Source organism: Spirosoma lacussanchae (assembly GCF_005870035.1).
Classification (GTDB): Bacteria; Bacteroidota; Bacteroidia; order Cytophagales; family Spirosomataceae; genus Spirosoma; species Spirosoma lacussanchae.
Genome location: NZ_SWJG01000009.1, coordinates 108,587 through 134,711, shown reverse-complemented (window position 1 = coordinate 134,711; position 26,125 = coordinate 108,587). Strand labels below are relative to the sequence as shown.

The following is a 26,125-nucleotide window of genomic DNA, read 5'->3' as shown; positions in this document are numbered from 1 at the left end:
AAATATTTTAACATGTGTCGTTCAATGAATAAGACGAGTATTAAAATGCTTTTTACGTTAATGTTGCTGTGTGGGCTGTCAATCATGTTTTTAATTATGATTATTCCTCACTCACCTTTGACGTTTAATTTCTCAACAAATAAAATTATTGGCTCCTTTCTACCCCAGGGATGGAGTTTCTTTACTCGAAATCCCAGAGAAAAAGTATATGATGCCTTTTATTTGGAAGCAGGCCAGATGGTTTCTGTTTTCACACCTGCTATGTCGCCGACCAACTATTTTGGTGCTAGTAGGTCACAAAGAATCAAATTTTCAGAACTTATGCAATTAGTAAATCAAGTTCCAGATTCCTGTTGGATAGACTCTTCAACTGAGATGAGTAAGGCGGTAAAAAACCGCTTTCGATTAGTGACCTTGAAGAATAAAATCTCTTACCCCAGCCTCAAGGGAGAATATTATTTAACTACCCAAGAACAGATTCCTTGGGCTTGGATCGTCACTGTGACCAGTAAGAACATTTCCCCTCATTATAAAATGGCAAAAGCATTAATTCAATGAAAGTTGGTATAAGTTCACAATTTAATATATGGGTAAACGATCAACTATCTACGGTTGATGACATATCCTTTCTGGGTATCAGTAGAAGTTTACTAGCTCTATCAACGATGTTGACCTTGCTGTGCAATGGCCCAGAAATTATTTTTGCCAATCTGGTGGGTGACAAGATGACTATTAAAGAAGATTTAATTGGAATCAGCTTGTTTTATTTGCTAGGCTGTAATCATGTTAAGATCGCCTATCTCGTTGCACTATGCATTTTATTCATCGTGATCATAGGTATCTTACCAAGATATACAGCTGCATTGCACTGGTGGGTAAGCTACAGTTTGTTCTCTTCAGGTCAGGTATTAGATGGGGGGGATCAGATTACGAATATACTAACTCTTTTCATGATGCCTATTCTATGGCTTTACGATACGAAGTGGCATTGGCAGACCAAGCGTCTATTCAAAGCGAATGAACGTGTATACACTTACTTTTTTGTGATTTTAATGAAAATGCAGTTTTGCTTTTTGTATTTTCAAGCTGCTACCTCAAAATTTTTGGTGCCAGAGTGGAAAAACGGAACTGCCGTTTACTATTGGCTGAACAATCGTGCATTTGGCAATAAGGATGTGTTTCTCTCATCTGTACTGACATCCAGTGCATTGGGTGTAGTATTATTGACTTGGGGTACGATACTGATCGAGTTAATCCTTAGCGCAGGATTTTTTATGAGTAGTAGATATTGGGATATATTATTTTGGATAGGAGTTTTATTTCATTTATTTATTCTTATCGCTATGGGTTTGACAAGTTTCAGCATTGCTATGAGCGCCGGGCTTATAATTTACTTTCAACCCCGTATTTTGAGTAGACTTGCCGTCCCTTATAAAACCCTACTGTCATGATTTGGATTTTGCCAGCCGTTATTGTTCCGTTGGTTATTCTATTTTGTGGAATACTGTATGCTACATATCCACCTAAAAAAATAAATTTTCTCTACGGATATAGAACAAAAAAATCCATGCTAAATAATGATATTTGGACTACGGCAAATAGTCTTGCTGCTAAATCGCTGATAATAGTTCAAGTATCGATACTTATCATCATTATTGTAATTGCACTCTTAGAAAGAACACATATAATAAAATTGTTCAGCAAAGCGACAGATTTTTACCTTGTTTCAATGGTTGTATCTACTGTCTCAGTTTTGCTTCCCATTTTCATTGTTGAGTTTGAACTGAAGAAACAGTTTTACAAAGATGGCACCCGAAAGATTAGCAAATGAAATTTGAAAACGTATTGTCATCGCTCCGTTTTGGCTGATCTCCGGCGACATGTAGCACGTCCCGCATTTGAAGCTTGACAGCCCAACCTTCCATGTGTGTAAATGTCTCGCTAAGCTCGTCATCACACATGGAAGGTTGAGTGTACACAATACCCAATACCATAGTAGCTGGGCTTCGATCGACGAAGGGCTCGGCTAGCAACCGCCTTTTCTGGGAGCACGCTTGTACATTAGTTTACCATCTCGTTCTACGTAGTCTCCCGATAGTATTGGATAGGCATACTTGGGCGCGTGCGATACAGTATGGCTTCTTATAATTAGTTTATCGTTCACTTTCAGGCTATGCAGTGGCTGAAATTCGTTGGTCAGGTTTCCCGAATTTTTGCCAGTTTTCTCCGGTCCAAAACTAAGGATATAATTATCATCGTTAATCCTGACCATCAGGCCAAAACCTAGTCGTGAGCCTGGCGGAAGAGAAAGAGAAGTGACAACGGCTTCCATATTGGTAAAAGCGTTTAGATGCTTCCTTATTTTAGCTTCACCGGCATATACTTTTTTACCTTCGGGAGACGCTTCCCATTTTTTGTACGCTATACCATCGGGGGTAGCTTCCCATCTTTTCAACGCAGCTTTTCGTTCAGCAGCAGAGAGTGGTTTTGAGGTTACTTTTTTAGACGCTTCATGTTTACGTTCACGATCGGCAAATACCAGTCCGCTGACCACAACCAAGGGTACGATCAGCGCATAAATTATTTTTTTCATCTGTTTTGTCGGTTTAAAAAAAGTAAATCTGTATTCTGATCTTATCAGATCCGTTGAAGGATTTCAGCAAAACTAGAAGTTTGTATTCTGTCGTCTGTCACTGATTAGTAAAAGAATGTTAACGACATGTAAAAGTTGCTTTTTACAGACTGCTATCCATTGTAGCTTCTACACGGCTGGATACATTGTACTCAGCCAATCAGGCTTACGTTTTAGGAATTCCCCTTGGCCAAACGAAAGTTTCTGTAAGCAGGACTCGACATAAATACAGCTGCACAAACTACGCATTTCGCACTACTATACTGAAAGTGGGGCCATTGTCGAGTCGGCCGCCGTTTTGCGATGCCCCCCTCCAGACCGATTAGCTCAACTGATTTTCTTTCAGAAAGCTTGCGAAACCGAATGGTTGCACATAAATTTGCAACCATTCGGTTTCGCAAATAACTCAAAGACGGCATGAGACGAGATATTTTTCAGGCAATAGCCGACCCTACAAGACGGGCCATCCTCACCCTGATTGCCTTGCAGGCCATGACCCCGAACGCCATTGCGGAGAACTTCAATACGACCCGACAGTCGGTTTCCAAACACCTCCGCATCCTGACCGAGTGCGAACTGGTAAAACAGGAACAGCAAGGCAGGGAGATCTACTACTCACTCGAAGTAGAGAAAATAAAAGAGGTTGACGAGTGGGTGAGCCAATTCCGGAAACTGTGGGAGACCCGTTTCAACCAACTTGACGATGTATTATCAACCCTCAAACAACAACACAAATGAACGACTTCACCGTTGACAAAACAACAAAAATGGTAACTTTCTCCAGAGAGTTTGATGCCGACCTTTCGCTGGTATGGGATGCTTACACGAAGCCAGAAATCCTTGATCAATGGTGGGCACCTAAACCCTGGACGTCAAAAACAAAGTTTATGGACTTTGTCGTTGGCGGCCGACGGTTTTATGCAATGGTGAGCCCCGAAGGCGACGAGCGCTGGTCCATTCAGATATATACGTCCATTAGCCCGAAAACCAATTTCAAATTGCTGAATGCGTTTGCCGACAAAGATGAAAACCCGGAGCTGCCCGGTTCTGAGTGGGATTTGACGTTTAGCGAGCAAGACGGAAAGACAACCGTACGTGTCAGTATTTACAATGAATCGCTTGCCCGCCTGGAGAAAATGCTTGAGATGGGATTCCGGGAAGGCACGGCTATGAACTTGAAAAATCTGGACGAATTACTGGCTATTTTATCGCCACAAAAAGGATAAATTGCCTTCGTCACGGGCAACAACCGGCTGGCCGGTTGTTGCCCGTATTCAATCCTGATCCTGATCTATGGCGAACGAAATTAACTTGAAAATCCTGCTGCAAAACCCGGTTGACGGCCTCGTGTATGGCTTGCAGAAAGGCAAAGGTGTTCAGAACGAGATTGTGCAGGCACAAATAGGCAATGGCCGGGATCTGACCTTTCGGTTTGTTATACACCTGAAGCAGCCCAGCGAGTCGGCTCTTTCGCTTACGGGTCCGTTCGTGCAGGGCCCTCCTGGAAACCGCTTTGTCTATATCACCATAGGCAGCTATGCCGGACAGGCCGGCACCGCGTCTAATGGCCGACTGAAAGTTCCCCTTCCCGAAGCAGCCTTCCAGGACGCGCTAGCGAGAGGCAGCGCGTATGGCTGGTCCTGCAAAGTCCCCGGCAGCACTAAAGATGGAAAGCCTGTTTATGCCACTGTAAAGCCTTTTGGCGGATGGGTTATGGAAAAGCTCTCTGATCAGACCGGCACATAGCCTACTATGGCCACAGGCAGGACTGACGGGATGCTGATAAACTGACGGATCTAACTACCACATGAACTATACGTTACTCTGCCTATTGGTTAGTCTTTCGTCACTGACCACTGCCCAGGACAAAATCTCTTTTTCGGGGAGCCGTTGTCTGGTGGTCGACAGTAAAAATAACGTGCTTGTGGGCGTCCGGGATAAACTGGTTAAAGTTTCGCCGGATGGCAAGGCTACCGTGGTGCTGGACGGCTGGAAAAACTTTATTAAGAACCTCACGGTCAGGATCGACTATATGGCTATCGACACGCAGGATAATCTGTACGTCATCGCCAGTCGGGATAACCTTATCCGCAAAATCACGCCGGACGGCAAAATTACCCGGTTTGGTGGTCAGCCCTATACGTACGGGGTGATTGACGGGCCACTGGCCACGGCCAATTTTAGAAGCCTGGATCATATTGCCATCGACCGCGCCGGAAATCTGTACGTGCTGGATGCCGACGAAGAAAGCGAAAAAGCAAACCTGAGCTACCGCCGGTACGTCATCAGGCGAATTGATACCAAAGGCACTGTAACGACGCTGAACGATGCCGTTACCCGCGAAAGAATAGCGTTGAAACGCATAGAGGGCTTGTCGGTCGATGCGTCGGGAAACCTGTTCGTCAGTGATTTAGACGATCGATGCATTAAAAAGATAACGTTGACGAGCGGAAGTACTGCCACCGTGACGGTTGTAGCGGGTTTGTGCGGAAAGCGGGAGTTTAACCCGGTTTATACGCCGGGCGATGTACGTACGGCCGAACTGTTCACCCCCGGACCGATCGTTTTTTCGGCAAAAGGCGACCTGATTTTCGCGGACGTACGGCTGCATCGACTCATCAAAGTTGCCGATAACAAAGTCAGTACGGTAGCCGGCAACAGTGTCATCCAGCGGGGCGTCAATATGGGGGGCCGCGCTACGGAAGGCTACAAAGACGGGCCTGCTCTACAGGCACTCTTTAATTTCCCCCTGGGCGTAGCCCTTGCTTACAACAGCAGCGGCACCCTGTACATTATCGATGGAGGCAACGACTGCATCCGCACCTTATCGCCCGGAGGAATGGTGGCTACGTTCATAAAGTAACGACCTCGGGGAACAGAAGGCCGGGGTACGCTCATCTATTTTTTGTCGGAATTTGCCTAACAAGCCAAACACGGGTGTGTTGTAGGGTAAAGAGTCGGCCGATCCTGCATCGATGGCGCAAACGAACTCATTTGGCAGGCACAAAACGGCTGTATCTGTGACAAGACAGGCTGTACCATGACCGAGAACAACAAAGCCCTGTTACTGAAGGGCAACGCAGCTATTGCCGAGGGCAACTATGAAGGCTTTCTGGCGCTCTGCACCGACGACACAGAATGGACATTTGTCGGCGACACCGTCCTGAAAGGAAAAGAAGCCGTGCGCCAGTGGATGGCAACGAACTATACCGAACCACCCCTTGTCACGGTCGAAGATTTACTGGCGGAAGGCGACTTTCTTGTAGCGGTTGGCAGCGTAACCATGAAGAACGAAAACGGAAACCCCACTCACTACGCCTACAGCGACGTATGGCGTTTTCGGGACGGCAAACTTGCCGAATTACGGGCGTTCGTTATCAACATCGACCCTGACAATGTGGCCAGGCGGTGAAAACCTCCTGTTTTTTGGCGCCTGGCCATCCGACGCCAGACTGTACAAACGCAATTAAATACAGGCCAGCTACGTCGTCCTGTTAAATTTCGATGACATGTTGTATCCTGATCTGGCCCGCGAGCTGATCGAACGACGCGGGCATGACCTCCGCGTCAGACAGCGACTGATTACAGAGGGTAAGCTTTTCCATGGCTACAATCCCGAGATGGAAGCGGTGCATCTCGATAATGCCCATTGGCTTCAGGACATAATCAGCCAGATTGGCTGGCCCGCTCAGGAACAGGTAGGCGAAGAAGCCAGCCAGGCGGCCTGGTTAATTGTTCAGCACGCCATCAGCTTACCTTCGTTTATGAAAAGTGCGCTGGCTCTCATGAGCGAGCAGCAAAAGACGAGAACCATCGATCCCGTCAGTATGGCTTTCCTGTCGGACCGGATTGCCCTGTACGAGAATCGGCCCCAGTCGTATGGCACTCAGTTTGTAGATGACGAACAGGGCCAGCTGGTGCCCCATCGGCTCGACGATTCTATCGACCGGGTCAATCAGCGTCGCCAGTCGCTGGGGTTAAACACCGTCCAGGAGCGCCTGGTCGAACTAACCGCCCAGCTGAACGCTGAGCAGACAACCCAGCTCACAGCCAGCGAAAGGCAATCGAAGCAGGCTGAGTATGATGCCTGGCGCAGGAGAGTCGGGTGGCTTACCAGCTGATGAGCTAGACTAGAAAAAAACAATGAGAAGCGTGCGGTAGCACATACGTTCAATCCAACTAGAAATAGATGAAGAACCGGGTAAAAGGGGCATTGATGGGAGCAGCGGTTGCCGATGCGCTTGGCGTACCTGTCGAATTCAAATCACGGGAGTACCTGGCCCAGCAGCCCGTCACCGATTATATAGGGTACGGCACCTGGAACCAGCCGCCGGGTACGTTCTCCGACGACAGTTCGATGTTGCTCTGTACGGCCGAAAGCCTCTGCCGGGGCCTCAGCCTCGATGATATAGCCAGTCTGTTTTCGCGCTGGCTACAGGAGGGCCACTGGAGCGCCCGGGGTCAGGTTTTCGATATCGGAAACGCCACCCACATGGCCATTCAGCAACTGATGCTGGGTGTGTCGCCACTCGATTCGGGCGGCCGTTCAGAACACAGCAATGGAAATGGGGCACTGATGCGCATACTGCCCCTGGCTATTTCGCTCCGCACAGAACCAGATAGGGCTGCCCGCTACGAAACGGTTCGCCAGGTTTCCGGCATTACCCACGCCCACGTGCGGTCTGTACTGGCCTGCTTCATCTATGTCGAGTTCGCCATAGCCCTACTGAACGGGCAGCCGAAACAGGCTGCGTATGCCCAGACCCAACAGCAGATTACTTCGTTTCTGACCGAACAGCTAATCGACAAATATGAGGTCAGCCTGTTCGACCGCATCCTGAAGGCAGACCTGTCCGCCCTTGATGTATCCCGGATTCGCAGTTCGGGTTATGTGATCGATACGCTGGAAAGCAGCCTGTGGTGCTTCCTGCGCTCGTCTACCTACAGCCAATCGGTGCTGATGGCGGTTAACCTCGGCGAGGACACCGATACAACTGCCTGTGTGGCGGGCGGCCTGGCGGGCATTTATTACGGCTATGAGGCCATACCAATCCATTGGATAGACGGCCTGGCCCGGCATATGGATATTATCGATCTGGCCGAACTATTGGCCAAGCGCTACCCATAAACCGACCGCTGGGCGTCCGCCCCGTTACCTTAGTCTTGATTAAGCTGGTAAATTAATAGTAGTACTTTTGGTTGGTGTATAGTTGACAATAATCACAACCCCTTAGACCTTTTGGGGACAAAGGCCTGACTTACCATTTGCCGCCATGATCTATTTCACCCAGCTTATCTACATCAACGAAGGACAGGAAGACGTCTTTCATGCGTTCGAAGCGGTAGCTATTCCACTCATCGCCACCTACAATGGTCGGCTGCTGGCCCGCATTCGTCCTACCGATGACGTCTATATCGAGTCACAGATTGACAAACCCTACGAAATACACCTGGTCGAGTTTGACAACGAATCTGACTTCACCGCCTTCATGCAGGACGAGAGCCGCAAACAGTTTCTGCACCTGAAAGAACAATCGGTCAGGACGTCGGTCCTGATCAAGGGGGTAAAATTATGAGGTTGAGATTTCGGCCCGGACAGAAGCAGTCGATTTTCGGGTTGGCGAAAACGGTTTTATCAGCCCGGTAGTTGTAGTCAGCAACAACCAACGACCGAAAGCATGACCAAATCCATTGCGGCCAAAATGGGCATCAGACCCGGCGGACGGGCTCTGTTCATCGACGCACCCGCCGAAACCATAAGCGGCCTCGAACTCCCACTCCTGGATGTTTCGTCGACACCCGACGGTTTGTTTGATTACATCTTTCTGTTTATAACAAGTCAGCAGCAGATGCACGCTCAGTTTGCCGCTTTAAAAGAGCACCTGAACGTTGGCGGCATGCTTTGGGTATCGTGGCCCAAAGGGCGGCAACTGGGAACAGACCTCACCCTGCCGAAGGTGATCGAGATCGGCTACACCTATGGGCTTGTTGAGAGTAAATCACTCAGCCTGGACCCGGTCTGGTCGGCGCTAAAATTCACCCACCCCATCCCGGGCAAAACGTATGCGAACAGCTTCGGTAAACTTAATCTATGAATCAGCCCGTCGATCCAAACGACCGCTGATCAGTCAGTACGACCCGCTTAACTCAATCATTCAGGTAAATGAAGAAGCTTGGCACGCCGGTTTAGTCTAACTTGCCCGCCAGTCACTACCAGGCGCCGGTTGGCGCTACACAATGGACCTATTCACTATGCCGAACTTCCGAATGGACCGGGCTGCCCTGACACTACTAACCGGTATGGCGCTCTACAGCTGTCAGACAAAACAAGCCGATATACCCCTCGCAGGCACCTGGGAGCTGGTTTCGGCCACCACGATCGAGAAAGACAGCTCGTTTTCTACCTTCGATCCGACCCACAAAATGATCAAGATTCTCAACGCAACCCATTTTGCGTTCCTGAATCATGCCGTCAATGTCCCGGCCGATTCGTCCCACGCCTTTACGGCCGGTGGCGGTACGTATACCCTCACCGACAGCACCTACACCGAAAACCTGGCGTATTTCTCGGATAAAAAGTGGGAAAATAACGCCTTCAAATTCACCGTCCGCATCGTTGGCGATACGCTGATTCAGAAAGGAATAGAAAAAATTGAGAAGCTCGGCATTGACCACGTCATTATCGAAAAATACAAACGGGTCGGCAACTAAGCCTCAATAACGATCTGCCTGATTCTGGTGCGGGCAGACCGTTTACAACGGAGGTTTACAACGAAAGTTTATCTGGCCGGTTACTGCGGAGCGCGGACCATACCGGTACCAATATCGAACGGATCGAAACCGACCGCCAGGTTGGTTGTAACACCTGACGCTACCAGCCGCGCGGTTAGCGAATTGGGGGTTAACATGCCATTGGTTTTCAGCTGCTCAGCCCACAGAGCCGCAACCCCCGCTACGTGTGGCGTAGCCATGCTGGTACCGCTCATGTTGACGAGTCCACCCCCGGCTTTGGCCGACGTAACAGCTACGCCCGGCCCCGACACAATGGCTCCGGTATTGGAGAAAGGCGCTACCGAAAACGTCGATCCGTTCTGCCCCAGAGCCGCCACCGAGATAAACCCATCCGATACGGCAGGCGGGCTGACGGCAATCTCGAACCGGGGGCGCTGGCTTTCGTTACCGGCGGCTGCCACCAGCAGGGTCGTCTGGAAAAAGCCGCTGCTAGCCCGAACGAGCTGGGCCATTTTCTCGAACAGCTGTACGTTGGCCCGGTAGCCTTCCAGTGCCTGCGAGGTAGCCAGTTCGGCCGGCATACCCTGATCGATGAGCTGACCAACCAAACCGGGAAAGTCGATCCCCAGCGACATAGACATCACGTTGGCGCCGTTCTGAAGAGCCCACTGCATGGCGTTGATGATGCCCGCGCTGCTGCCGCCCTCGTTGCCGATTACTTTGCCAATGAGCGCCTTTTGCACACCCGGAGCCACGCCGATACGGGTACCATTTACCGCCCGGCCAAAGATCGTTCCGGCGCAGTGGGTGCCGTGGCCGTCCTGGTCGCCGTCGCCTTCACCGGTAAAGTCCTGTTGCACCAGGGTTACGCCCGCAAACGCCGGGTGGGTAGCATCGATACCCGTATCCAGCACCGCCACAACGATGCCATTGCCCGTAAATGGCGACGTGTCAGCGCCTACAGCCTGTACGCCCCAGGCGACCGACGTGGCCGTTGGCTGCAGCACCTCCTGTACCTCGAACGGTTTGATCAGCTTCATGGGAATATTGGCCGCTACCGCTACCACGTCAGGGCTGCGGGTAAGGTCGACCAGGTCGCGCCGGTCGATGTTCTGCACCTCAACGGTGAGTCCGGCAGCGGCTGATTCCAGGGTTTCGAACGGGGTTCGGGTGCTCGGGCGGCCCGAAAAAATGTCGCGGGTAGATACGGAGGGAGCGCGGAGGATGATGTGTTCTTCGTTCATGGGGCAGTCGGGTTAGCTGACCAGATAGTTACGCAGAACAGCCCCCGGATGAGCCATAAATTGATTGATCGGGCATTAAAGTTAGTGTCTATCAGTCCGTAATCTCATATCAGTACCTACCGGAGCACCAGTAATGGGATTGGGCGTTAACAGCGCCTGCTTCGTGCGAAATCCGTCGCAAATCGCTTATCTTGAGCGGGCAATACAATCTACAGACGCATGAAGAACAAACTACTGCTTTTGATCGGTCTGGCAACGGCCGGTTGTTCAGTACGGGCGCAGCCCGCTAACCCACCCAACAGCATTGCGGCCGCTACCGCCGGTATGGAGCGCAACCCCGGCTTCCTGACCTTTTACTGGGATGCCAAAAAAGGCAAGGTCTGGCTCGAAATCGACAAGTTCGATACCGAACTGCTTTACTACCCTACCCTGGCTCAGGGCATCGGTTCCAACGACATCGGCCTGGACCGCGGGCGGCTTGGCCAGGAACACGTGGTCAAATTTCAGCGCAGTGGCAACAAGGTCCTGATGATCGAACCCAACTATGCCTACCGCGCCATCAGCAACGACCCCCTCGAACGCCGGGCGGTAGAAGAATCGTTTGCCAAATCGGTTCACGCCGGTTTCGACATCACGGCCGAAGAGAACGGGAGAGTCCTCGTCGATCTGACGCCGTTTCTGATGCAGGATGCCGTAGGAGCGGCTCAGGCCATTGCCCGCACCCGGCAGGGCACCTACCGGCTCGACGCCACGCGCAGTGCCTTGTACATGCCCCGCAGCAAAGCCTTCCCGCAGAATACCGAATTTGAAACGATCATTACCCTCACCGGCGATTCGCCCGGCGAGTACCTGCGGGAGGTGGTGCCAACCCCTTCGACCGTTACCATGCACCAGCACCATTCGTTTGTAGAGCTGCCCCCGCTGAGCGGTCCGGATGCGTACCAACCCCGTTTGTTCGATCCCCGCATCGGCTACGGCGGCATCGAGTTCTTCGACTACGCCACGCCCGTCAGCCAGCCCATTACCAAGCGGTACATCTCGCGGCACCGGCTGATCAAGAAAGACCCATCGGCCGCGGTCAGCGAAGCGGTTAAACCCATCGTGTATTACATGGATCCCGGTGCGCCGGAACCCATCCGGTCGGCCCTCATGGAAGGCACGGCCTGGTGGAATCAGGCCTTCGAAGCGGCCGGTTTCCGCAACGCCTTCCAGGTTAAGCTGTTGCCGCCCGATGCCGACCCGATGGATATTCGCTATAACCTCATCCAGTGGGTCCACCGCTCTACGCGTGGCTGGAGCTACGGCGCCAGCATCATCGACCCCCGCACCGGCGAGATTCTGAAAGGTAAAGTAACCCTTGGTTCGCTGCGCGTACGCCAGGATTACCTCATTGCACAAGGCCTGGTTGGTCAGTTCGATACCGACAGCTCGCACGTGACTGAACTCATGCAGATGTCGCTCGATAGGCTCCGGCAGCTGGCCGCCCACGAAGTGGGCCATACGCTTGGCCTGCCCCACAACTACATAGCCAGTACGCAGGGCGGTGGCGAGTTTGGCCGGGCCTCGGTGATGGACTACCCCACTATGGTAGCGAAGCTGAAAGGCGCTAAAATTGACCTCTCCGATGCCTATGCCAAAGGAATTGGCAGTTACGACAAATGGAGCATCCGCTATGGCTATGAGCAGTTTGCGGCCGGCACCAGCGAAAAACAGGCGCTGAACAAACTGGTACAGGATATGCAGGCAACCGGCCTGTCGTTTCTGACCGATCAGGATGCGCGTCCCGAGGGGTCGGTACACCCCGCCACGCACCTGTGGGACAACGGCACCAACGCGGTCGATGAACTCCAGCGGGTCATGGGCGTTCGCCAGGCTGCGCTCAGTAACTTTACCGATAAGAAGATTCCGGCGGGTATGCCCATGGCCACCCTCGAAGAGGTGCTGGTACCGATGTACCTCTTCCATCGGTATCAGGTAGAATCGGTGGCTAAGGTCGTCGGCGGGCAGACCTATACCAATGCCCTACGGGGAGATGGCCAGGCGGTGTTGTCTGTAGTGCCAGCCGCCGAGCAGAACCGGGCCCTCAACGCGCTCATCACTACCCTCGACCCGGCTACCCTGGCCGTTCCGTCGACCATACTGGCCATGATTCCGCCCCGCCCGTTCCGCTACGATCCCAACATGCGGGAAGTATTCAAACGCCGTACGGGACTCGCCTTCGATGCCCTCAGCCCACCCGAAACGGCCGCTGGCATGACCTTACGGATGCTGCTCAACCCCGAGCGCTGCGCCCGGCTGATTCGTCAGAAAGCCCTGAGTCCGGCACTACCCGGCCTGAGCGATGTTCTCGACAAACTCCGCGATGCCATCGTCAAATCGCCGTTCATTAATCAGGATGGGTACAAAGGCGAGATTGCCCGCCAGACCGAGCGGCTTTACCTGGACCAGCTGATCAAGCTGGCCACCAGCAAAGAAGCCGATGGCAGTGTACGGGCCACCGTCCATGAAGCCCTCATGCGGCTTAACACCCTGTATGCGGGTAGTAAAGCTACATCGCCCTACCGGTATGACTACCACCGCTGGCTGATTGAGCAGTATCGCAACTCGCCCGACCGGGTGGTCAGCGTAGCGGCCCAGGCCCCACCCGACGGAGCCCCCATCGACCCCGGTCAGGAGTGGTTACCCGACTGCGACTGGCAGCCCTGACCGTTCGGGCGTTTACGGAAGCCTCTGTGCACCGCTAATTAGTAATAGGATATAGCCAGGTGCTTCTGAAACAGAAGCGAAATTCAGCTAACCGCACGGCTTGTAACCAAGCCGTGCGGTTTTGTTTGTACCTGTTACCTCTCTGCTGCTTGGCAAGACCATTGCCCATCAGCCCGCCTACGCCGATGCTTTCGTGTACAGACCCGGAATTCTATGTATCAACTATTTATATGATAAAACTACCGTATACGAAACGGATTTGGGCAGAAATGCTCTTTTTATGCAGTTTAGCAACCTAAACTTAAAAGCTGTTTCGTTTCTATGAAGTCATTATCCGTACTTGTCCTTTGCCTGCTATCAGGTTCCCTTGCCTATTCCCAAACCCGCGAAATTTATACGAACGCCAATTTCAGGACGCTGGCCAAAGAGCATAAAGTACTGGCCATACTGCCCTTTAAAACGACACTGAGCCTTCGTCCGAAAGAGGTAGAAAAAAATGGTGGTCCCGCCGGGGTAGCCGCTCTCGAAAAACGCGAGGGGCTGGGCGTGCAGAGTGCCGTTCATTCTTACTTCCTTAAACGCAAAGAAAGCCGGGATCTGGTAGTTGACGTTCAGGACCCCGCCCGGACCAACGCGCTGCTGGAACGAAACGCTATCACGTACGAAAATATGGCCGGCTTCACACCCGAAGAACTGGCCAAGATACTAAACGTAGACGGCATCATTTCAGGAACGTTTGAAAGCAACCAGCCGATGTCGAACGGCGCTGCGGTGGCGCTGGCACTGACCGTCGGGTTCGGCGGGGCTACGAATACGGGCAAAACGACCATCAGCATCAACGATGGCAAAACCGGGGAATTACTCTGGAAATATGACAAAACATTGTCGCGCGGACTAGGAAGCGATACTAATTCGATCATCACCACGATTATGCGGAAAGCCTCGCGCCAGCTACCCTACGACAAAGACTATCGCGACTAGAAAGTTCTTTCGTCAAAAAAGCCGCCTGGTAGCTACCAGGCGGCTTTTTTGGCGAAATCCAGCTATCAATCGGTTAGATTTCCAGTGTGCTCAGCACGTTGTTCATGCTCCGAACGGCATCGGCCGATTTGTTGAAAGCCGCCTGCTCGTCGTCGTTCAGTTTGTAATCGATAATCTCTTCCCAGCCATTGCGGCCCAGCACTACCGGTACACCCAGGCAGATATCCGACTGGCCGTATTCACCTTCCAGCAACACGCAGGATGGAATTACGCGCTTCTGGTCGCGTACGATGGCTTCGACCATATAGGCGCCGGCCGCACCCGGTGCGTACCAGGCCGAGGTACCAATCAGACCGGTCAGGGTAGCGCCCCCTACCATGGTATCGGCGGCTACTTTCTTCAGTGTCTCATCGTCCAGGAACTGACTGACCGGCACTCCTGCTTTGGTAGCCAGGCGGGTCAGCGGGATCATGGTCGTGTCGCCGTGACCACCAATTACGCTAGCCTGCAGGTCGTTGGGCGAGCAGTTGAGCGCCAGCGACAGGTAGGTTTTAAAACGAGCCGAGTCCAGTGCTCCGCCCAGGCCGATGACCCGGTTCTTGGGCAGTCCCGACGATTTCAGCGCCAGATACGTCATCGTATCCATCGGATTTGATATGATGATGAAGATCGCATCGGGCGAGTGCTTCAGAATATTCTCGGTAACCCCTTTGACAATGCCAGCGTTGATGCCAATCAGGTCTTCGCGGGTCATACCCGGCTTGCGGGGTAAGCCCGAGGTAATAACGACCACATCTGAACCTGCCGTTTTGGCGTAATCATTGGTCGATCCGGTGATTTTTACGTCGCAGTCGAGCAAGGTCGATGCCTGAAGCATATCGAGCGATTTACCTTCGCTGATGCCTTCTTTGATATCCAGGAGCACCACTTCCTGCGCGAGTTCCCGGCGGGCAATGTTGTCGGCACAGGTAGCCCCAACGGCTCCTGCTCCTACTACGGTCACTTTCATAGCGTATTCGGAATTAAAGGGTTAACAACAGGGCGCAAAAGTACAGTTGCGGCCCCGCACAAACCAACAAAATAACCCACAAGTTTAGGCTGGGGACCAGGGAACGGGCTGGGAATCGCCTGCGGTGACGGACGGCGTGATGGGTGATCATTTTTCCCGCACCCACTCTCGTATGATCAGCACCGTTCATCCGGTCTATCGTCCACAGCCGCGGCCTTTCAGTCGAATTATGGACAATTCTGGTAAAAATATTGTTATACGCTCAGACTGAATGGCGTCGTTAGCGTTCAGTCGATCTTTTGACAACTATTTACCAATGGCAAACAAAAGTCTCATAACCCGAATCCTAAGTTCTATCTTTTTCAAGCGGGCGAACCTCGGTGCGGTCCGCTACGCCCGCAATACCCGCAGTCTGTACCAGCTGATCCGCGACGCCCTGAACAAAAGTGGCGGTCTGTCGGGCAAAAATATCGCGACTTTTCGCGAACAGCTGGGTATTGTTACCCGCCTGCTCAAAGCCTATGCGTCGGGCGAATACCGGCAACTGCCCTGGAAAACGCTGATCCGGGTGATTGCGGTGCTGATCTATTTCGTATCGCCGATCGATATCCTGCCCGACTTTCTGCCGATTGTGGGACTGACCGATGATATTGCGTTAATGCTCTGGCTGTTCAGCGGTATGAAAGACGATATTGACAAGTTCAGGCAGTGGGAAATGACGGCCAATACTCCGCAGGACGAGGCCCCTCGTCGGCCCGAAACGATTAGAATTGGGTAATTACGGCGTTTAGTCAGGCAGAAGTCAGCCGGTCCGACCTGGTTTCGGCGGTGGCTTCTGCCCCCAATTACGAACCGGGAAACAAACTAATCGCTCTGTTTCTGCGTAAGTTTCACCAGGTTTTAATCGATAGTCCACTAGAGTTTTCTATTTTTGCATACATTCAAATCCCAGTAATCATGATTTCCGCAAACGTATTGGCATTTATGGGTTTGGGCGGTCAGGAGATGGTCTTCATTTTCCTGGCGTTGCTCCTGTTGTTCGGCGCGAAAAAAATTCCCGAACTGGCACGGGGTCTTGGCAAAGGCATTCGCGAGTTCAAGGACGCTACCAAAGACGTCCGTGAGAATATCGAAGACGGTCTGAAAGAATCAGATCCAACGAAATAAAGTTTTCCGTTCAGAAGCAGACAACTGAGCCGCCCCACTGCCGGAGCCGCTCAGTTGTCTGCTTTTAATTTATCAGCCCGGAGCCCGCCTGCGCTCCAGACTGACAAACGTGCCTTCCTGTGACCGTATACCGTAGCTTTACCTCCGTTCAGGCTGATCTTAAAACCGGGGCCGTCACCTGCCGCCAACTGGTTGAGCACTATCTTACCCGCATTGCCAGCCATCAGCACCTTAACGTATTTACCGACGTATACGCCGACGAAGCCCGTCAGCAAGCCGATGCCGTTGATCAGAAACTAGCCAGCGGCACCGCCGGTCGACTGGCCGGTATGGTCATTGGCCTCAAAGATGTTCTCTGCTATGCCGGCCACGGCGTTCGGGCTGGCAGCCGGATTCTGGATGGGTTTACGGCCCAGTTCACCGCCACCGCCGTAGAGCGGCTCCTCCGCGAAGATGCCATTATTATCGGTCGGCAGAACTGCGACGAGTTTGCCATGGGGTCTTCTAACGAGAACTCCGCCTTCGGTCCGGTACGCAATGCCGCCGATCCCGAGCGGGTGCCGGGCGGGAGTAGTGGCGGGTCAGCGGTAGCCGTACAGGCCGGTTTATGCCTGGCCAGCATTGGCTCCGACACCGGCGGTTCGGTACGCCAGCCCGCTGCGTTCTGCGGGGTAGTCGGTCTTAAGCCAACATACGGTCGTGTCAGCCGCTGGGGCCTGATTGCCTATGCGTCTTCGTTCGATTGTATTGGCCCCATAGCCAACAACCCCGACGATGCTGCGCTGCTGCTGGAGGTGATGGCCGGCGCCGATGAATTTGATAGTACCGTATCGAGCCAGCCCGTATCGGCCTATGCCAGCGCGCAGCTCCCGGAGCGCCCCCTCCGGATTGCCTATCTTCGCGACGGAATTGAGAGCACTGGCGTTGATGCCAGCATCCGGGAAGCGACCCGGCAAACGATCGATGCGCTGCGCGGGGCGGGCCACACGGTCGAGCCGGTCGAGCTTTCGCTGCTCAACTCGCTCCTGCCTACCTATTATATCCTGACCACCGCCGAAGCATCGTCGAACCTGTCCCGCTTCGACGGCGTACGATATGGATTCCGCGATACATCAGTAACGGACCTTTTGTCGTTGTACAAAAAAAGTCGAACGGCGGGCTTCGGTGCCGAAGTACGCCGGCGAATTCTGCTCGGCACGTTTGCCCTGAGCGCCAGTTATTACGACGCCTATTATACCAAAGCCCAGCAGGTACGACGCCTGATCCGCGAAGAGACCGAGCGCGTGTTTGCTGAGTATGATTTCCTGCTGTCGCCCACCACACCCACAACAGCCTTTAAGCTGGGAGAAAAGACGGAAGACTCGCTGCAGATGTATCTGGCTGATATCTTTACAGTTCAGGCCAATGTGGTAGGGTATCCGGCCCTCTCGATCCCGAATGGAACCGACCCGGCGGGTTTACCGATCGGTCTGCAACTGATGGCTCCCCCCTTTCAGGAAGGAGCGCTGGTAGCCCTGGCAAGACGTTTGTATAGCGGAGTTTAGTACTGCATCATTTTTGTAGCTATTTTTTTGGTAGGCGGTGCCGACAGGCCCGCGCTGGTAAATATGAATTAACCTAACCTGATTAACGCATGACGCTATTGAACCGTAGCTTGTTGATGGTGGGAGTACTGAGTGTGGCGCTGGGATTGACAAGTTTATCGGCCCAGGCTACCACTACGTTTCAGGCTGACTCACTGAGTCCCAAAAAAGACACTATTGCGGTAGTGCCAACCGTACGCGACAGTTTGCTGATGCAACGGCTGGCGCAGTTACAGAAAACGATTCCGCTACCCTACCATTCGGTCGTACAGAGCTACGTCGACTATTTCGTATTCCGCAAACCGAGCTACACCCGTACCATGCTCGAACGGATGCCCCTCTTCTTTCCGCTTTACGAAAAAATGCTGGCGCAGTATGACCTGCCCGATGAACTCAAATTTCTGTCGATCGTCGAGTCGGCTCTGAACCCCCGGGCTGTTTCTCATGCGGGTGCCGGTGGCCTCTGGCAGTTCATGCCCGGCACCGGCCGCGACATGCGCCTGTATCAGGACGATTACATAGACGAGCGGATGGACCCCGTCAAAGCCACCGAAGCCGCCTGTAAGTACCTCCGCGATCTGTATAACATCTTTGGTGACTGGCATATGGCCCTGGCAGCCTACAACAGCGGCCCCGGTACGGTAAAACGGGCTATGCGCCGGTCGGGGGGCGATTCGTTCTGGACCATCTACAACCACCTGCCCAAAGAGACCCGCGCCTACGTACCGCAGTTTATCGCCATCACGTACCTGATGCATTACGCCAATGATCACGGCATCTTCGGCGAGAATTTCGAATACCCTATTCCGAACGACACCATCCAGATTTCGGGTTATTTCAACCTCGAGAGCTTCGCCAAACACAGCAACATCCCACTGGCTAATCTCCAGAAGCTGAATCCGGCGGTTACGACAACCATGCTGCCCGAGTACACCCAACGGTATCCGCTACGGGTGCCTCGCGAGCAATTCGCCTATTTTTCGAGCCGTCGCCGGGCTATCATGGATTCGGCCAGCCGGCTCCCGGTAGCCATGCCGCACGTGCTGCTGGCGCATGCTGAAGCGATTCAGTACGGTACCGACTCCATGACGAACTGGGCCAGCCTGGGAGGTAATCCCCTGGCCGGCATGCGGTTGGGCGATGAGCTGGACGAGGCCAAAGTAGCTAAAGTAGCCGCCCAGCTGACCGATGCCGAGCCCGTCAATGAGTCGGACGAAGATCTGGAAACGGTCGTTCTGCGCAAACCCAAGAAACAGACCTATACCGTACAGCGGGGTGACAACCTCATCAGTATCGCCAATCGGCACCATGTGGAGGTATATGACCTCAAACGCTGGAACCACCTGCGTTCATCAACGCTGCAGCGGGGTCAGCGGCTGGTCATCCTGAAAGAAGTGGCCGAAACCCGCGCCGAACGCCTGGCCGACCAGGGTACCGAAAAGGCCCGCCGGAAAGCCGAAGCCACCGCCAAAACCAAACACTACAAGCCTCGCTACCACCGCGTTCAGAATGGCGACACCCTCTGGAATATCGTTCAGCGATACGATGGGCTAACCATCGACCGGCTTAAGAAGATGAACAACATGCGGAGCAATGCGCTGCGGCCCGGCCAGAAACTGATCGTTGGCTAAGCCCTCTCCATACCGAATCTAACCCGCGGCTTACCTGGTAAAAGCCGCGGGTTTTTCGTATCTTTACTAGTTACAAATACCTCAAAAACAAGCTATTTCAACCGGAATGATTGCTTATCTAGACGGGCTGCTCTCCTATAAAGAACCAACCAGCGCCATTATCGATGTACACGGTGTTGGCTATGCCGTACATATCTCACTGCAAACCTACGCTACGCTGCCGGGCGGGGGTGATCGGGTCAAACTGTTCATTCACCACCTCTTCCGCGAAGACCTGCAGGCCTTGTATGGGTTTGCCTCGGCCGACGAGAAGTCGCTGTTTCTCGACCTGATTGCGGTATCGGGGGTTGGGCCTAATACGGCGCTGGGGATGCTCTCGGCCATGCAGCCATCCGATCTTCGGCTAGCCATTCTGGGCGAAAACGTTCGGGCCGTCCAGGCCATCAAAGGAATCGGCGCCAAAACCGCGCAGCGCATTATTCTGGAGCTGCGCGACAAGATGAAACGGGCGGGCGTTGTTCCCGATGGTCCTTCATACCGGCAACAGCCAGCCGCCAATCCGGTTCGGGAAGAGTCGCTGGCCGCCCTGGTAGCTTTGGGTTTTCCCAAGCCTACGGCCGAGAAGAGTGTGGACGATGCGCTCAAGGCCGATCCTGACCTGACCGTCGAAGAAGTGATCCGGCGCGCGTTGCGGTAACAGACATAAAAAAAGGATCGTTGATAGCGATCCTTTTTTTATGTCTGTTACCTGTTTAGTTAATTCACCGCTCCGCCCCGCAGATTAGCCTCCAGATAGCTTGTATACTGCTGGTACAGCAACAGGTAGCTGGCCGAGTTGTATGACACGCCATGCGCGCCCGGCGGGTAGATACGAAGATCGGCATCTTTACCGGCATCCTCGAGGGCGTTCATCAGCTGGAAGGTGTTACGAACATGTACGTTCTCATCCATAGTCGAGTGCGCAATGAACATCTTACCAGCCAGATTTTTGGCATAAGTCGTTACGGCACTGACTTTATATTTCTCTTCGTTCTCCGGCAGCAGCCCCATATACCGCTCGGTGTAAATGCTGTCGTAGAGCCGCCAGTCTGTTACAGGCGCCCCGACCAGCGCCACTTTGAACACCCCGGGGTGCGTCAGCATGGTGTAGCTGCTCATGAACCCGCCGTAGCTGTGGCCCCGGATCGCCAGTCGGGTGCCATCTACGTAAGGCAGCGTGGCCATGTAACGGGCCGTTTCAACAAAATCCTGGCTCTCGTATTTGCCCAGCTTCTCGTAAACGATTTTCTCAAAATCACGCCCGTAGCCACCGCTCCCCCGATTGTTGACGCTTACCACGACATAGCCCGTCTGGGCCAGCCACTGGTGCCAGCCTGTATTTGACCATTCGTTGTAGACCGACTGAGCACCCGGTCCGCCGTAAATATCGAGCACCAGCGGGTATTTCTGATTCGGGTTGAAGTTGATCGGTTTGATGATCGAGATATCCAGCCGCTGCCCGTCTGAGGTGGTGAAACTGGCCAGCTCTTTAGGCGCGTAGACGTGCGAGGCTACGTACTCCGTCACTTTCGCATTGGTCTCCAGCGCTTTAATCAGTTTGCCGTTCACGTCGCGCAGTTCGACCTGGGTGGGTGTCTGCACGTTGGAGTAGCGATCGATGAAGTACTGCCCGTTGGGTGAGAAGTTAACCGTATGCCGGCCCGCTACCGTTGTCAGCCGCTGCTTGTTTTTCCCGTCAATATCGATCGCGTACAGCTGTCGTTCAGTGGGAGCGGCTTCGGTGGCGGTATAAAAGACCTTGCGGGTTTTGGGGTCGATGTGGTGCACGTAGGTGACCTCCCACGGCCCTTTCGTGACCTGGTTCAGCAGCTTGCCCGTGTAGTCGTAGCGGTACAGGTGCGCAAACCCGCCCCGATCCGATACCCAGTAAAACTCCTTCGCCCCGGCCGGGAAGTAAAGCAAATGATTGATACCCGCAAAGAAGTCGAAGATGTCGACCCAGGTTGTAGACGTTTCTTCCATAATCTGGCGCGCGTCGCCGGTACGGGCGTTGGCCATGAACAGGCGCATGTGGTTCTGCTTCCGGTTCAGGTGCATCAGGGCCAGCTGGCCGGGCTGCGACGTCCAGTAGATCCGCGGAATGTACCCATCGCCCAGGGCCACATTCATCCAGGCTTTGGCTTTGGAGACCACATCGACGGTACCGATCCGGACCGTGGGGTTCTTGTCGCCAGCGCGCGGGTAGGGCAGCGAGTCGTAGGTTTCGTCGAAACCCTTGTAATCGGTCATTTTGTAGATCGGGACCTGCCGTTCGTCCGACTGCCAGAACGCGATCATCTTGCTATCGGGCGACCATTCCCAGGCCTGAGCCAGGCCAAATTCTTCTTCGTAAGCCCAGCCGAAGCGGCCATTGTAGAAAGCGGGTTTGGCATCGCTGGTCAGCTGGGTTTCCTGCTGGGTGGCAAAATCAAATACGAACAGGTTACCCCCGCGCTCGTACCCGATCCGGCTGCCGTCCGGAGCCAGTTCAGCAGTTTGAGCATCTTTGGCCACCAGTTTCAGGCTCTTGTCGGTCAGCGAATACACGTAGTAGTCGGAGATGCCCGAACGCCGGTATACGGGTCGGAAATTGGTCTGAAACAAAATATTTCTGGCATCTTTCGACCATTGAAACGACCCGTAAGCAAACGGTTTGTCGGTGCCGGGAAATTTCAGCTGGCCAGCATCGAAGACGACCGTTTCGGTCTGGTCTTTGGGCGAAACGACCTTGATCGTACTGGCACCACTGGTGTACGAAAATCGACTGCCCCCTTCTATCCAGTTCACCGACCGCGGCCCCGACGAGCCGCTGAGCTGACCACCCGAGTATAAAGCCTGCTGAAGCGCCGGATACGTCTGTTTGGCCGGAGAACCCGCAGAAGATTGCGCGTTGGTCTGCTGGGTAAACAGGCAAACGCTCAAAAGGCCGATAAAGAAACGGCTGTTTGTCATAAAGAAGCATGCTTAGAGAGTAACAAAGCTACCAAAAAATGAAGTGTCGTACACAGCCTTCGTACTGGTGCCAATAAGGCTGCACTACTTCACAGATACGTCTACTGGGCTAACCAGTCATACTGCTATACAGTCACTCTTACTTATACGTGTGCAACCATCATAATAGCGCAATTAAGTATTAGTACGTGGTAATTTTGTACGTATATTTCCGCTTCCAAAAACTGGATTTCTTTACTTCACCTACCAATAGTTATCATTTATGATGAATAGGTACTTACCTGGTGGCCGACCCATCTGCCTGTTGTGGCTGGTTGGCTTCACCCTTTTGCTCTGCGGTACTGTTATGGCCCAGGGCAACCGATATACACTCAGAGGCCGCGTAACGGACGCTGCGGGTTCGGGCATTCCCGGCGTAACGGTACTGGTTCGGGGTACCTCGTTCGGCACAACCTCCGTAGCCGACGGCACCTACACGCTGGGCATCACCATGGCCCCCGGCTCGTATTCCCTGACATTCTCGTCCATCGGCTACAGTGCGGCCGACCGGCCCGTTACGCTCGGAAACCAGGAGACCGTTACAACCGACGTCACCCTGGCCGAAGAAAACCAAACCCTGGACGAAGTGGTGGTAGCAGCCGCTACGCTGTCGGGTCCCCGGCGCCAGTTTGGTAATGCCATCACCACCCTGAAAGGCCAGGAACTGACCCAGGCCGGTACGGGTGGCTTCATCAATGCGCTCCAGGGTAAAGTACCGGGGGCTCAGATTACCCAGAACTCCGGCGATCCGGCGGGGGGGATCAGCATTCGCCTGCGGGGAGTCAAGTCGCTGTCGGGCTCGTCGGACCCGCTCTACGTCATTGACGGGGTTATTGTCAGCAACGCCAGCGACAACGTATCGCAGCTGGCAACGGGCAGCCAGATCGGCAACGCCAACGCGGCTCAGAACCGCCTGGCCGACCTCAACCCCAACGACATTGCCACCATCAACGTAGTCAACGGCGCGGCTGCGGCTGCCCAGTACGGTTCACGGGCCGCCAACGGCGTGGTACTCATCACGACCAAACGCGGCCAGACGGGCGCGCCCCGCGTCTCCTTCACAACCAGCTTCAACGTGAACGAGTTGCGCAAGAGCGTTCCGCTCGGCACGCTGAACAAACAGTTTGGCTTTGCGGGACTGCGGCTCCACCCCATTGGCGGTATCTCGGCGGCTCAGATTGCGGCCAACCCCGGCGTTACGACCATCAACGTAGTCCGCGACGGCGCCACCACGGCACTGGCTACCAACCTCGTCGATGTGACCCGCTACAATTATTTCGATCAGATTTTCCGGACGGGCTACGGCACCGACAACTCACTGTCGGTTTCGGGTGGCACCGACAATACGAACTATTTCGTTTCGTTCGGTTACCTGAAGAACGAAGGGATCATCAAAGGAACCGACTTCACCCGGTACAACTTCCGCGCCCGGCTCGATCAGCGCCTGGCCAGCTGGGCCAAGCTGTCGGCTGGCCTGAGCTACTCCAACAGCTTCTCGAACGAAAAGGCCAACGGCAACGTATTCTACAGCCCCATCAACTCGGTCAATATCACAAACAACATCTGGGACATTACCCAACGCGACGCAGCGGGCAACCTTCAGGCCGTAGAGCCAACCCGGGTGAACCCCCTGTCGACGATCGAAGACATGCGCTTTACCCAATCGGTCAACCGTACCATCAGCGACCTGCAACTGAACCTGACCCCGCTGAAGGGGCTCAGCGTTGACTGGGTGCTGGGCGTAGACACCTACGGCCAGTTTGGCAAGAACTACATCCGGCCTTACCCCTATCAGTCCGTAGCGGGTCTACCCCTGGAACGCTATCCGAACGGATTTGCCGCCACGGCCGTCAACCAGGCCCTGCTCCTCAACTCCGACGTTACGGTAGGTTACGAGCGCAACCTGACCAACGACCTGAAAATGAACCTCATTGCCGGCTACAACTATCAGTTTAGCCAGGCCGATTTCAGCCGGAACGAAGGGCAGAATCTGGCGCCATTTATCGAAACGGTAAGCGGGGCCTCCAGCACTACCTTTCAGCTGGGCTACGGCCTCGATCGCTTCAACCTGAGCGGCTATTTTGGGCAAGCTACCTTCGCCTATCGCAACCTCGCCTTCCTGACGGCAGCGATCCGGCGCGATGCCTCGTCCAAGTTTTCGCCCTCCGAGACCAACCAGCTTTATCCCAAGCTGAGCGGCTCGCTGGTGCTATCGGATCTGGATTTCTGGAAAGAGTCGGGTCTGAATACTGTCTGGAACGACCTGAAGCTGCGGGCCAGTTACGGCGAGTCGGGTAACCTCTCGGGCATCGGATCGTACAGCCGCTTCTGGCAGTTCCAGCCGATTCCGTTTCTGGGTCGCAACACCATTATTCCATCGTCTACGCTGGCCAACCCTGCCGTACGTCCAGAGCGGATGGCCGAACTTGAGTTTGGTGCCGACCTGTCGTTCCTGAACAATCGCATCAACCTGAGCGCTACGGGCTATAACCAGCAGATCAAAGACCTGGTGGTAAACCGAACGCTGGCGCCGTCGACGGGTGGTACGGGCATTGTCAACAACGTAGGAACGATGGAAAACCGGGGTATCGAACTGATGCTCGACGTAACGCCGGTAAAAACCAAAAACCTCTCGTGGGAAGCTACGTTCATCTTCAACCGCAACCGCAACAAGATCCTGAGCCTGGGCAGCCCGCGTATTGAGATTGCCACGGTATCGGGCGCGCCGGTCTTCCTGCTCGAAGGCGAAGCCGCCAGTGTTTTCTATGAATTCCCCTACGCCCGCAACCCCGACGGGTCGCTGCTGCTGACGTCGCAGGGATTCCCGCAGCGGGAGCGCGGCACCCAGGTAGGCAACTCCTACGAAATCCGGCCCGAAAACCGGGTCAATGGTCAGCCTGCCGGGACTTTTGTCCGGACAATCATCGGCGACCCCAACCCAAAATGGACGGGCTCGTTTGCGTCGAACCTGACCTACAAGAACCTGTCGTTCCGCTTCCTGCTCGATGCCGTACAGGGCAACCAGGTGTTCAACGCCGACAAGCGGACCCGCGAGAACGTAGGTATCGGCACACTGGCCGAACAGGAAATGAACGGTACGCTGCAACGCGGTTATATCTTCGCCATCGGGCCAATTGGTGAGTTCCGGGTCGATGACGGGTCGTTCGTGAAACTGCGCGAGGTGGCGCTGAACTACCGGCTGCCCAACTTCGTGAAGGGCATGAGCAACTTCAATATTGCCCTGATTGGCCGCAACCTGATCTCGTGGGATAACTACAACGGCTTCGATCCCGAAACCAACTCGGGTGGTAACTCGGACCTGGTACGGGGTGTCGACTTCGGCAACGTCCCGATCCCGCGTACGTATCAGCTTCAACTCTCGGCCACATTCTAGGAACCCGTTTCCCGTG

At 53.9% G+C, this 26,125-nt stretch carries 25 protein-coding genes; 21 read left to right on the top strand and 4 right to left on the bottom strand.

What is annotated here, in order from left to right; genetic code table 11:
- Nucleotides 1–24: 24 nt before the first annotated feature.
- The 3 genes from FBR45_RS22775 to FBR45_RS22765 are packed head-to-tail and all read left to right on the top strand — an operon-like array spanning nucleotide 25 to nucleotide 1,831.
- Nucleotides 25–558 carry an SdpA family antimicrobial peptide system protein gene (locus FBR45_RS22775; RefSeq protein ID WP_171044947.1) on the top strand — a complete coding sequence of 178 codons (534 nt, stop codon included), beginning with the start codon at nucleotides 25–27 and terminating at the stop codon, nucleotides 556–558.
- Nucleotides 555–1,451: a sporulation-delaying protein SdpB family protein gene (locus FBR45_RS22770; protein WP_138506651.1), complete on the top strand. Its 897-nt coding sequence runs from the start codon at nucleotides 555–557 to the stop codon at nucleotides 1,449–1,451. Before FBR45_RS22775 ends, FBR45_RS22770 begins: the two co-directional genes overlap by 4 nt.
- Nucleotides 1,448–1,831, top strand: coding sequence for an SdpI family protein (locus tag FBR45_RS22765; protein WP_138506649.1), 384 nt, complete (start codon nucleotides 1,448–1,450; stop codon nucleotides 1,829–1,831). The genes FBR45_RS22770 and FBR45_RS22765 overlap by 4 nt, the downstream gene beginning before the upstream one ends.
- 195 nt (nucleotides 1,832–2,026) lie before the next feature.
- On the opposite strand, the gene FBR45_RS22760 is transcribed toward FBR45_RS22765, so the two are convergent.
- Entirely contained in the window at nucleotides 2,027–2,593 is a 567-nt protein-coding gene (locus FBR45_RS22760; protein WP_138506647.1) for a hypothetical protein, read from the bottom strand.
- A 456-nt stretch (nucleotides 2,594–3,049) separates the two neighbouring features.
- On the opposite strand from FBR45_RS22760, the gene FBR45_RS22755 reads away from it, so the two are divergent.
- From FBR45_RS22755 to FBR45_RS22710, 10 genes are all read left to right on the top strand, one after another.
- Nucleotides 3,050–3,370 (top strand): ArsR/SmtB family transcription factor, encoded by a 321-nt coding sequence (locus FBR45_RS22755; protein WP_138506645.1) that lies wholly within the window; start codon nucleotides 3,050–3,052, stop codon nucleotides 3,368–3,370.
- Nucleotides 3,367–3,858 carry an SRPBCC family protein gene (locus FBR45_RS22750; RefSeq protein WP_138506643.1) on the top strand — a complete coding sequence of 164 codons (492 nt, stop codon included), beginning with the start codon at nucleotides 3,367–3,369 and terminating at the stop codon, nucleotides 3,856–3,858. Before FBR45_RS22755 ends, FBR45_RS22750 begins: the two co-directional genes overlap by 4 nt.
- A 67-nt stretch (nucleotides 3,859–3,925) precedes the next feature.
- Nucleotides 3,926–4,378 (top strand): DUF5990 family protein, encoded by a 453-nt coding sequence (locus tag FBR45_RS22745; protein WP_138506641.1) that lies wholly within the window; start codon nucleotides 3,926–3,928, stop codon nucleotides 4,376–4,378.
- A 61-nt stretch (nucleotides 4,379–4,439) separates the two neighbouring features.
- The gene (locus tag FBR45_RS22740; RefSeq protein ID WP_138506639.1) at nucleotides 4,440–5,495 is read left to right on the top strand and encodes an NHL repeat-containing protein; all 1,056 of its coding nucleotides are present in this window, start codon (nucleotides 4,440–4,442) and stop codon (nucleotides 5,493–5,495) included.
- Between the two features lie 177 nt (nucleotides 5,496–5,672).
- Nucleotides 5,673–6,044 (top strand): nuclear transport factor 2 family protein, encoded by a 372-nt coding sequence (locus tag FBR45_RS22735; protein WP_138506637.1) that lies wholly within the window; start codon nucleotides 5,673–5,675, stop codon nucleotides 6,042–6,044.
- Between the two features lie 97 nt (nucleotides 6,045–6,141).
- Complete coding sequence (locus FBR45_RS22730; RefSeq protein WP_138506635.1) at nucleotides 6,142–6,753, top strand: DUF6624 domain-containing protein; 612 nt, start codon at nucleotides 6,142–6,144, stop codon at nucleotides 6,751–6,753.
- 68 nt (nucleotides 6,754–6,821) lie between these two features.
- On the top strand, nucleotides 6,822–7,760 hold the full coding sequence (locus tag FBR45_RS22725; RefSeq protein ID WP_138506633.1) for an ADP-ribosylglycohydrolase family protein: 939 nt from the start codon (nucleotides 6,822–6,824) through the stop codon (nucleotides 7,758–7,760).
- 145 nt (nucleotides 7,761–7,905) lie between these two features.
- Entirely contained in the window at nucleotides 7,906–8,208 is a 303-nt protein-coding gene (locus tag FBR45_RS22720; RefSeq protein ID WP_138506631.1) for a DUF1330 domain-containing protein, read from the top strand.
- Between the two features lie 102 nt (nucleotides 8,209–8,310).
- Nucleotides 8,311–8,727, top strand: a complete 417-nt coding sequence (locus FBR45_RS22715) for a hypothetical protein (RefSeq protein WP_138506629.1) — start codon at nucleotides 8,311–8,313, stop codon at nucleotides 8,725–8,727.
- Nucleotides 8,728–8,884: 157 nt separating this feature from the next.
- Nucleotides 8,885–9,343 (top strand): hypothetical protein, encoded by a 459-nt coding sequence (locus FBR45_RS22710; RefSeq protein WP_246082349.1) that lies wholly within the window; start codon nucleotides 8,885–8,887, stop codon nucleotides 9,341–9,343.
- An 80-nt stretch (nucleotides 9,344–9,423) separates the two neighbouring features.
- Here the strand turns inward: FBR45_RS22710 and FBR45_RS22705 are convergent, their stop codons facing one another.
- Nucleotides 9,424–10,608 (bottom strand): S8 family peptidase, encoded by a 1,185-nt coding sequence (locus FBR45_RS22705; protein ID WP_138506627.1) that lies wholly within the window; start codon nucleotides 10,606–10,608, stop codon nucleotides 9,424–9,426.
- A gap of 219 nt (nucleotides 10,609–10,827) precedes the next feature.
- On the opposite strand from FBR45_RS22705, the gene FBR45_RS22700 reads away from it, so the two are divergent.
- On the top strand, nucleotides 10,828–13,314 hold the full coding sequence (locus tag FBR45_RS22700; protein WP_138506625.1) for a zinc-dependent metalloprotease: 2,487 nt from the start codon (nucleotides 10,828–10,830) through the stop codon (nucleotides 13,312–13,314).
- Between the two features lie 321 nt (nucleotides 13,315–13,635).
- A complete protein-coding gene (locus FBR45_RS22695) occupies nucleotides 13,636–14,295 on the top strand; it encodes a hypothetical protein (protein WP_138506623.1) in 660 nt (219 codons plus the stop codon).
- A gap of 73 nt (nucleotides 14,296–14,368) precedes the next feature.
- On the opposite strand, the gene mdh is transcribed toward FBR45_RS22695, so the two are convergent.
- Nucleotides 14,369–15,304, bottom strand: a complete 936-nt coding sequence (gene mdh, locus FBR45_RS22690; protein ID WP_138506621.1) for a malate dehydrogenase — start codon at nucleotides 15,302–15,304, stop codon at nucleotides 14,369–14,371.
- 316 nt (nucleotides 15,305–15,620) lie between these two features.
- On the opposite strand from mdh, the gene FBR45_RS22685 reads away from it, so the two are divergent.
- The 5 genes from FBR45_RS22685 to ruvA all read left to right on the top strand — a co-directional run bounded on the left by FBR45_RS22685 (nucleotide 15,621) and on the right by ruvA (nucleotide 20,382).
- A complete protein-coding gene (locus FBR45_RS22685; RefSeq protein WP_138506619.1) occupies nucleotides 15,621–16,082 on the top strand; it encodes a YkvA family protein in 462 nt (153 codons plus the stop codon).
- Nucleotides 16,083–16,261: 179 nt separating this feature from the next.
- The gene (locus tag FBR45_RS22680; RefSeq protein ID WP_077921744.1) at nucleotides 16,262–16,471 is read left to right on the top strand and encodes a Sec-independent protein translocase subunit TatA/TatB; all 210 of its coding nucleotides are present in this window, start codon (nucleotides 16,262–16,264) and stop codon (nucleotides 16,469–16,471) included.
- 119 nt (nucleotides 16,472–16,590) lie between these two features.
- Nucleotides 16,591–18,015: an Asp-tRNA(Asn)/Glu-tRNA(Gln) amidotransferase subunit GatA gene (gatA, locus tag FBR45_RS22675; protein ID WP_138506617.1), complete on the top strand. Its 1,425-nt coding sequence runs from the start codon at nucleotides 16,591–16,593 to the stop codon at nucleotides 18,013–18,015.
- 89 nt (nucleotides 18,016–18,104) lie between these two features.
- Nucleotides 18,105–19,685 carry a lytic transglycosylase domain-containing protein gene (locus FBR45_RS22670; RefSeq protein WP_138506615.1) on the top strand — a complete coding sequence of 527 codons (1,581 nt, stop codon included), beginning with the start codon at nucleotides 18,105–18,107 and terminating at the stop codon, nucleotides 19,683–19,685.
- 106 nt (nucleotides 19,686–19,791) lie between these two features.
- Nucleotides 19,792–20,382 (top strand): Holliday junction branch migration protein RuvA, encoded by a 591-nt coding sequence (gene ruvA, locus FBR45_RS22665; RefSeq protein WP_138506613.1) that lies wholly within the window; start codon nucleotides 19,792–19,794, stop codon nucleotides 20,380–20,382.
- Nucleotides 20,383–20,441: 59 nt separating this feature from the next.
- Here ruvA and FBR45_RS22660 read toward each other — a convergent pair whose 3' ends face one another.
- Nucleotides 20,442–22,676, bottom strand: coding sequence for a S9 family peptidase (locus tag FBR45_RS22660; protein WP_138506611.1), 2,235 nt, complete (start codon nucleotides 22,674–22,676; stop codon nucleotides 20,442–20,444).
- Nucleotides 22,677–22,941: 265 nt separating this feature from the next.
- Here FBR45_RS22660 and FBR45_RS22655 point away from each other — a divergent pair, with 265 nt between their 5' ends.
- A complete protein-coding gene (locus FBR45_RS22655; protein WP_171044945.1) occupies nucleotides 22,942–26,109 on the top strand; it encodes a SusC/RagA family TonB-linked outer membrane protein in 3,168 nt (1,055 codons plus the stop codon).
- Nucleotides 26,110–26,125 lie beyond the last annotated feature (16 nt).

Excerpts from the sequence above, each read along its gene's own strand:
- FBR45_RS22685 (WP_138506619.1), top strand. The coding sequence starts at position 15,621 with ATGGCAAACAAAAGTCTCATAACCCGAATCCTAAGTTCTATCTTTTTC.
- FBR45_RS22745 (WP_138506641.1), top strand. The coding sequence starts at position 3,926 with ATGGCGAACGAAATTAACTTGAAAATCCTGCTGCAAAACCCGGTTGAC.
- FBR45_RS22705 (WP_138506627.1), bottom strand. The coding sequence starts at position 10,608 with ATGAACGAAGAACACATCATCCTCCGCGCTCCCTCCGTATCTACCCGC.
- FBR45_RS22730 (WP_138506635.1), top strand. The coding sequence starts at position 6,142 with ATGTTGTATCCTGATCTGGCCCGCGAGCTGATCGAACGACGCGGGCAT.
- FBR45_RS22695 (WP_138506623.1), top strand. The coding sequence starts at position 13,636 with ATGAAGTCATTATCCGTACTTGTCCTTTGCCTGCTATCAGGTTCCCTT.
- FBR45_RS22700 (WP_138506625.1), top strand. The coding sequence starts at position 10,828 with ATGAAGAACAAACTACTGCTTTTGATCGGTCTGGCAACGGCCGGTTGT.
- FBR45_RS22750 (WP_138506643.1), top strand. The coding sequence starts at position 3,367 with ATGAACGACTTCACCGTTGACAAAACAACAAAAATGGTAACTTTCTCC.
- FBR45_RS22680 (WP_077921744.1), top strand. The coding sequence starts at position 16,262 with ATGATTTCCGCAAACGTATTGGCATTTATGGGTTTGGGCGGTCAGGAG.
- FBR45_RS22765 (WP_138506649.1), top strand. The coding sequence starts at position 1,448 with ATGATTTGGATTTTGCCAGCCGTTATTGTTCCGTTGGTTATTCTATTT.
- FBR45_RS22740 (WP_138506639.1), top strand. The coding sequence starts at position 4,440 with ATGAACTATACGTTACTCTGCCTATTGGTTAGTCTTTCGTCACTGACC.
- FBR45_RS22760 (WP_138506647.1), bottom strand. The coding sequence starts at position 2,593 with ATGAAAAAAATAATTTATGCGCTGATCGTACCCTTGGTTGTGGTCAGC.
- FBR45_RS22725 (WP_138506633.1), top strand. The coding sequence starts at position 6,822 with ATGAAGAACCGGGTAAAAGGGGCATTGATGGGAGCAGCGGTTGCCGAT.
- FBR45_RS22770 (WP_138506651.1), top strand. The coding sequence starts at position 555 with ATGAAAGTTGGTATAAGTTCACAATTTAATATATGGGTAAACGATCAA.
- FBR45_RS22710 (WP_246082349.1), top strand. The coding sequence starts at position 8,885 with ATGCCGAACTTCCGAATGGACCGGGCTGCCCTGACACTACTAACCGGT.
- FBR45_RS22775 (WP_171044947.1), top strand. The coding sequence starts at position 25 with ATGAATAAGACGAGTATTAAAATGCTTTTTACGTTAATGTTGCTGTGT.
- FBR45_RS22670 (WP_138506615.1), top strand. The coding sequence starts at position 18,105 with ATGACGCTATTGAACCGTAGCTTGTTGATGGTGGGAGTACTGAGTGTG.
- FBR45_RS22735 (WP_138506637.1), top strand. The coding sequence starts at position 5,673 with ATGACCGAGAACAACAAAGCCCTGTTACTGAAGGGCAACGCAGCTATT.
- FBR45_RS22755 (WP_138506645.1), top strand. The coding sequence starts at position 3,050 with ATGAGACGAGATATTTTTCAGGCAATAGCCGACCCTACAAGACGGGCC.
- ruvA (WP_138506613.1), top strand. The coding sequence starts at position 19,792 with ATGATTGCTTATCTAGACGGGCTGCTCTCCTATAAAGAACCAACCAGC.
- FBR45_RS22715 (WP_138506629.1), top strand. The coding sequence starts at position 8,311 with ATGACCAAATCCATTGCGGCCAAAATGGGCATCAGACCCGGCGGACGG.
- mdh (WP_138506621.1), bottom strand. The coding sequence starts at position 15,304 with ATGAAAGTGACCGTAGTAGGAGCAGGAGCCGTTGGGGCTACCTGTGCC.
- FBR45_RS22660 (WP_138506611.1), bottom strand. The coding sequence starts at position 22,676 with ATGACAAACAGCCGTTTCTTTATCGGCCTTTTGAGCGTTTGCCTGTTT.
- FBR45_RS22655 (WP_171044945.1), top strand. The coding sequence starts at position 22,942 with ATGAATAGGTACTTACCTGGTGGCCGACCCATCTGCCTGTTGTGGCTG.
- FBR45_RS22720 (WP_138506631.1), top strand. The coding sequence starts at position 7,906 with ATGATCTATTTCACCCAGCTTATCTACATCAACGAAGGACAGGAAGAC.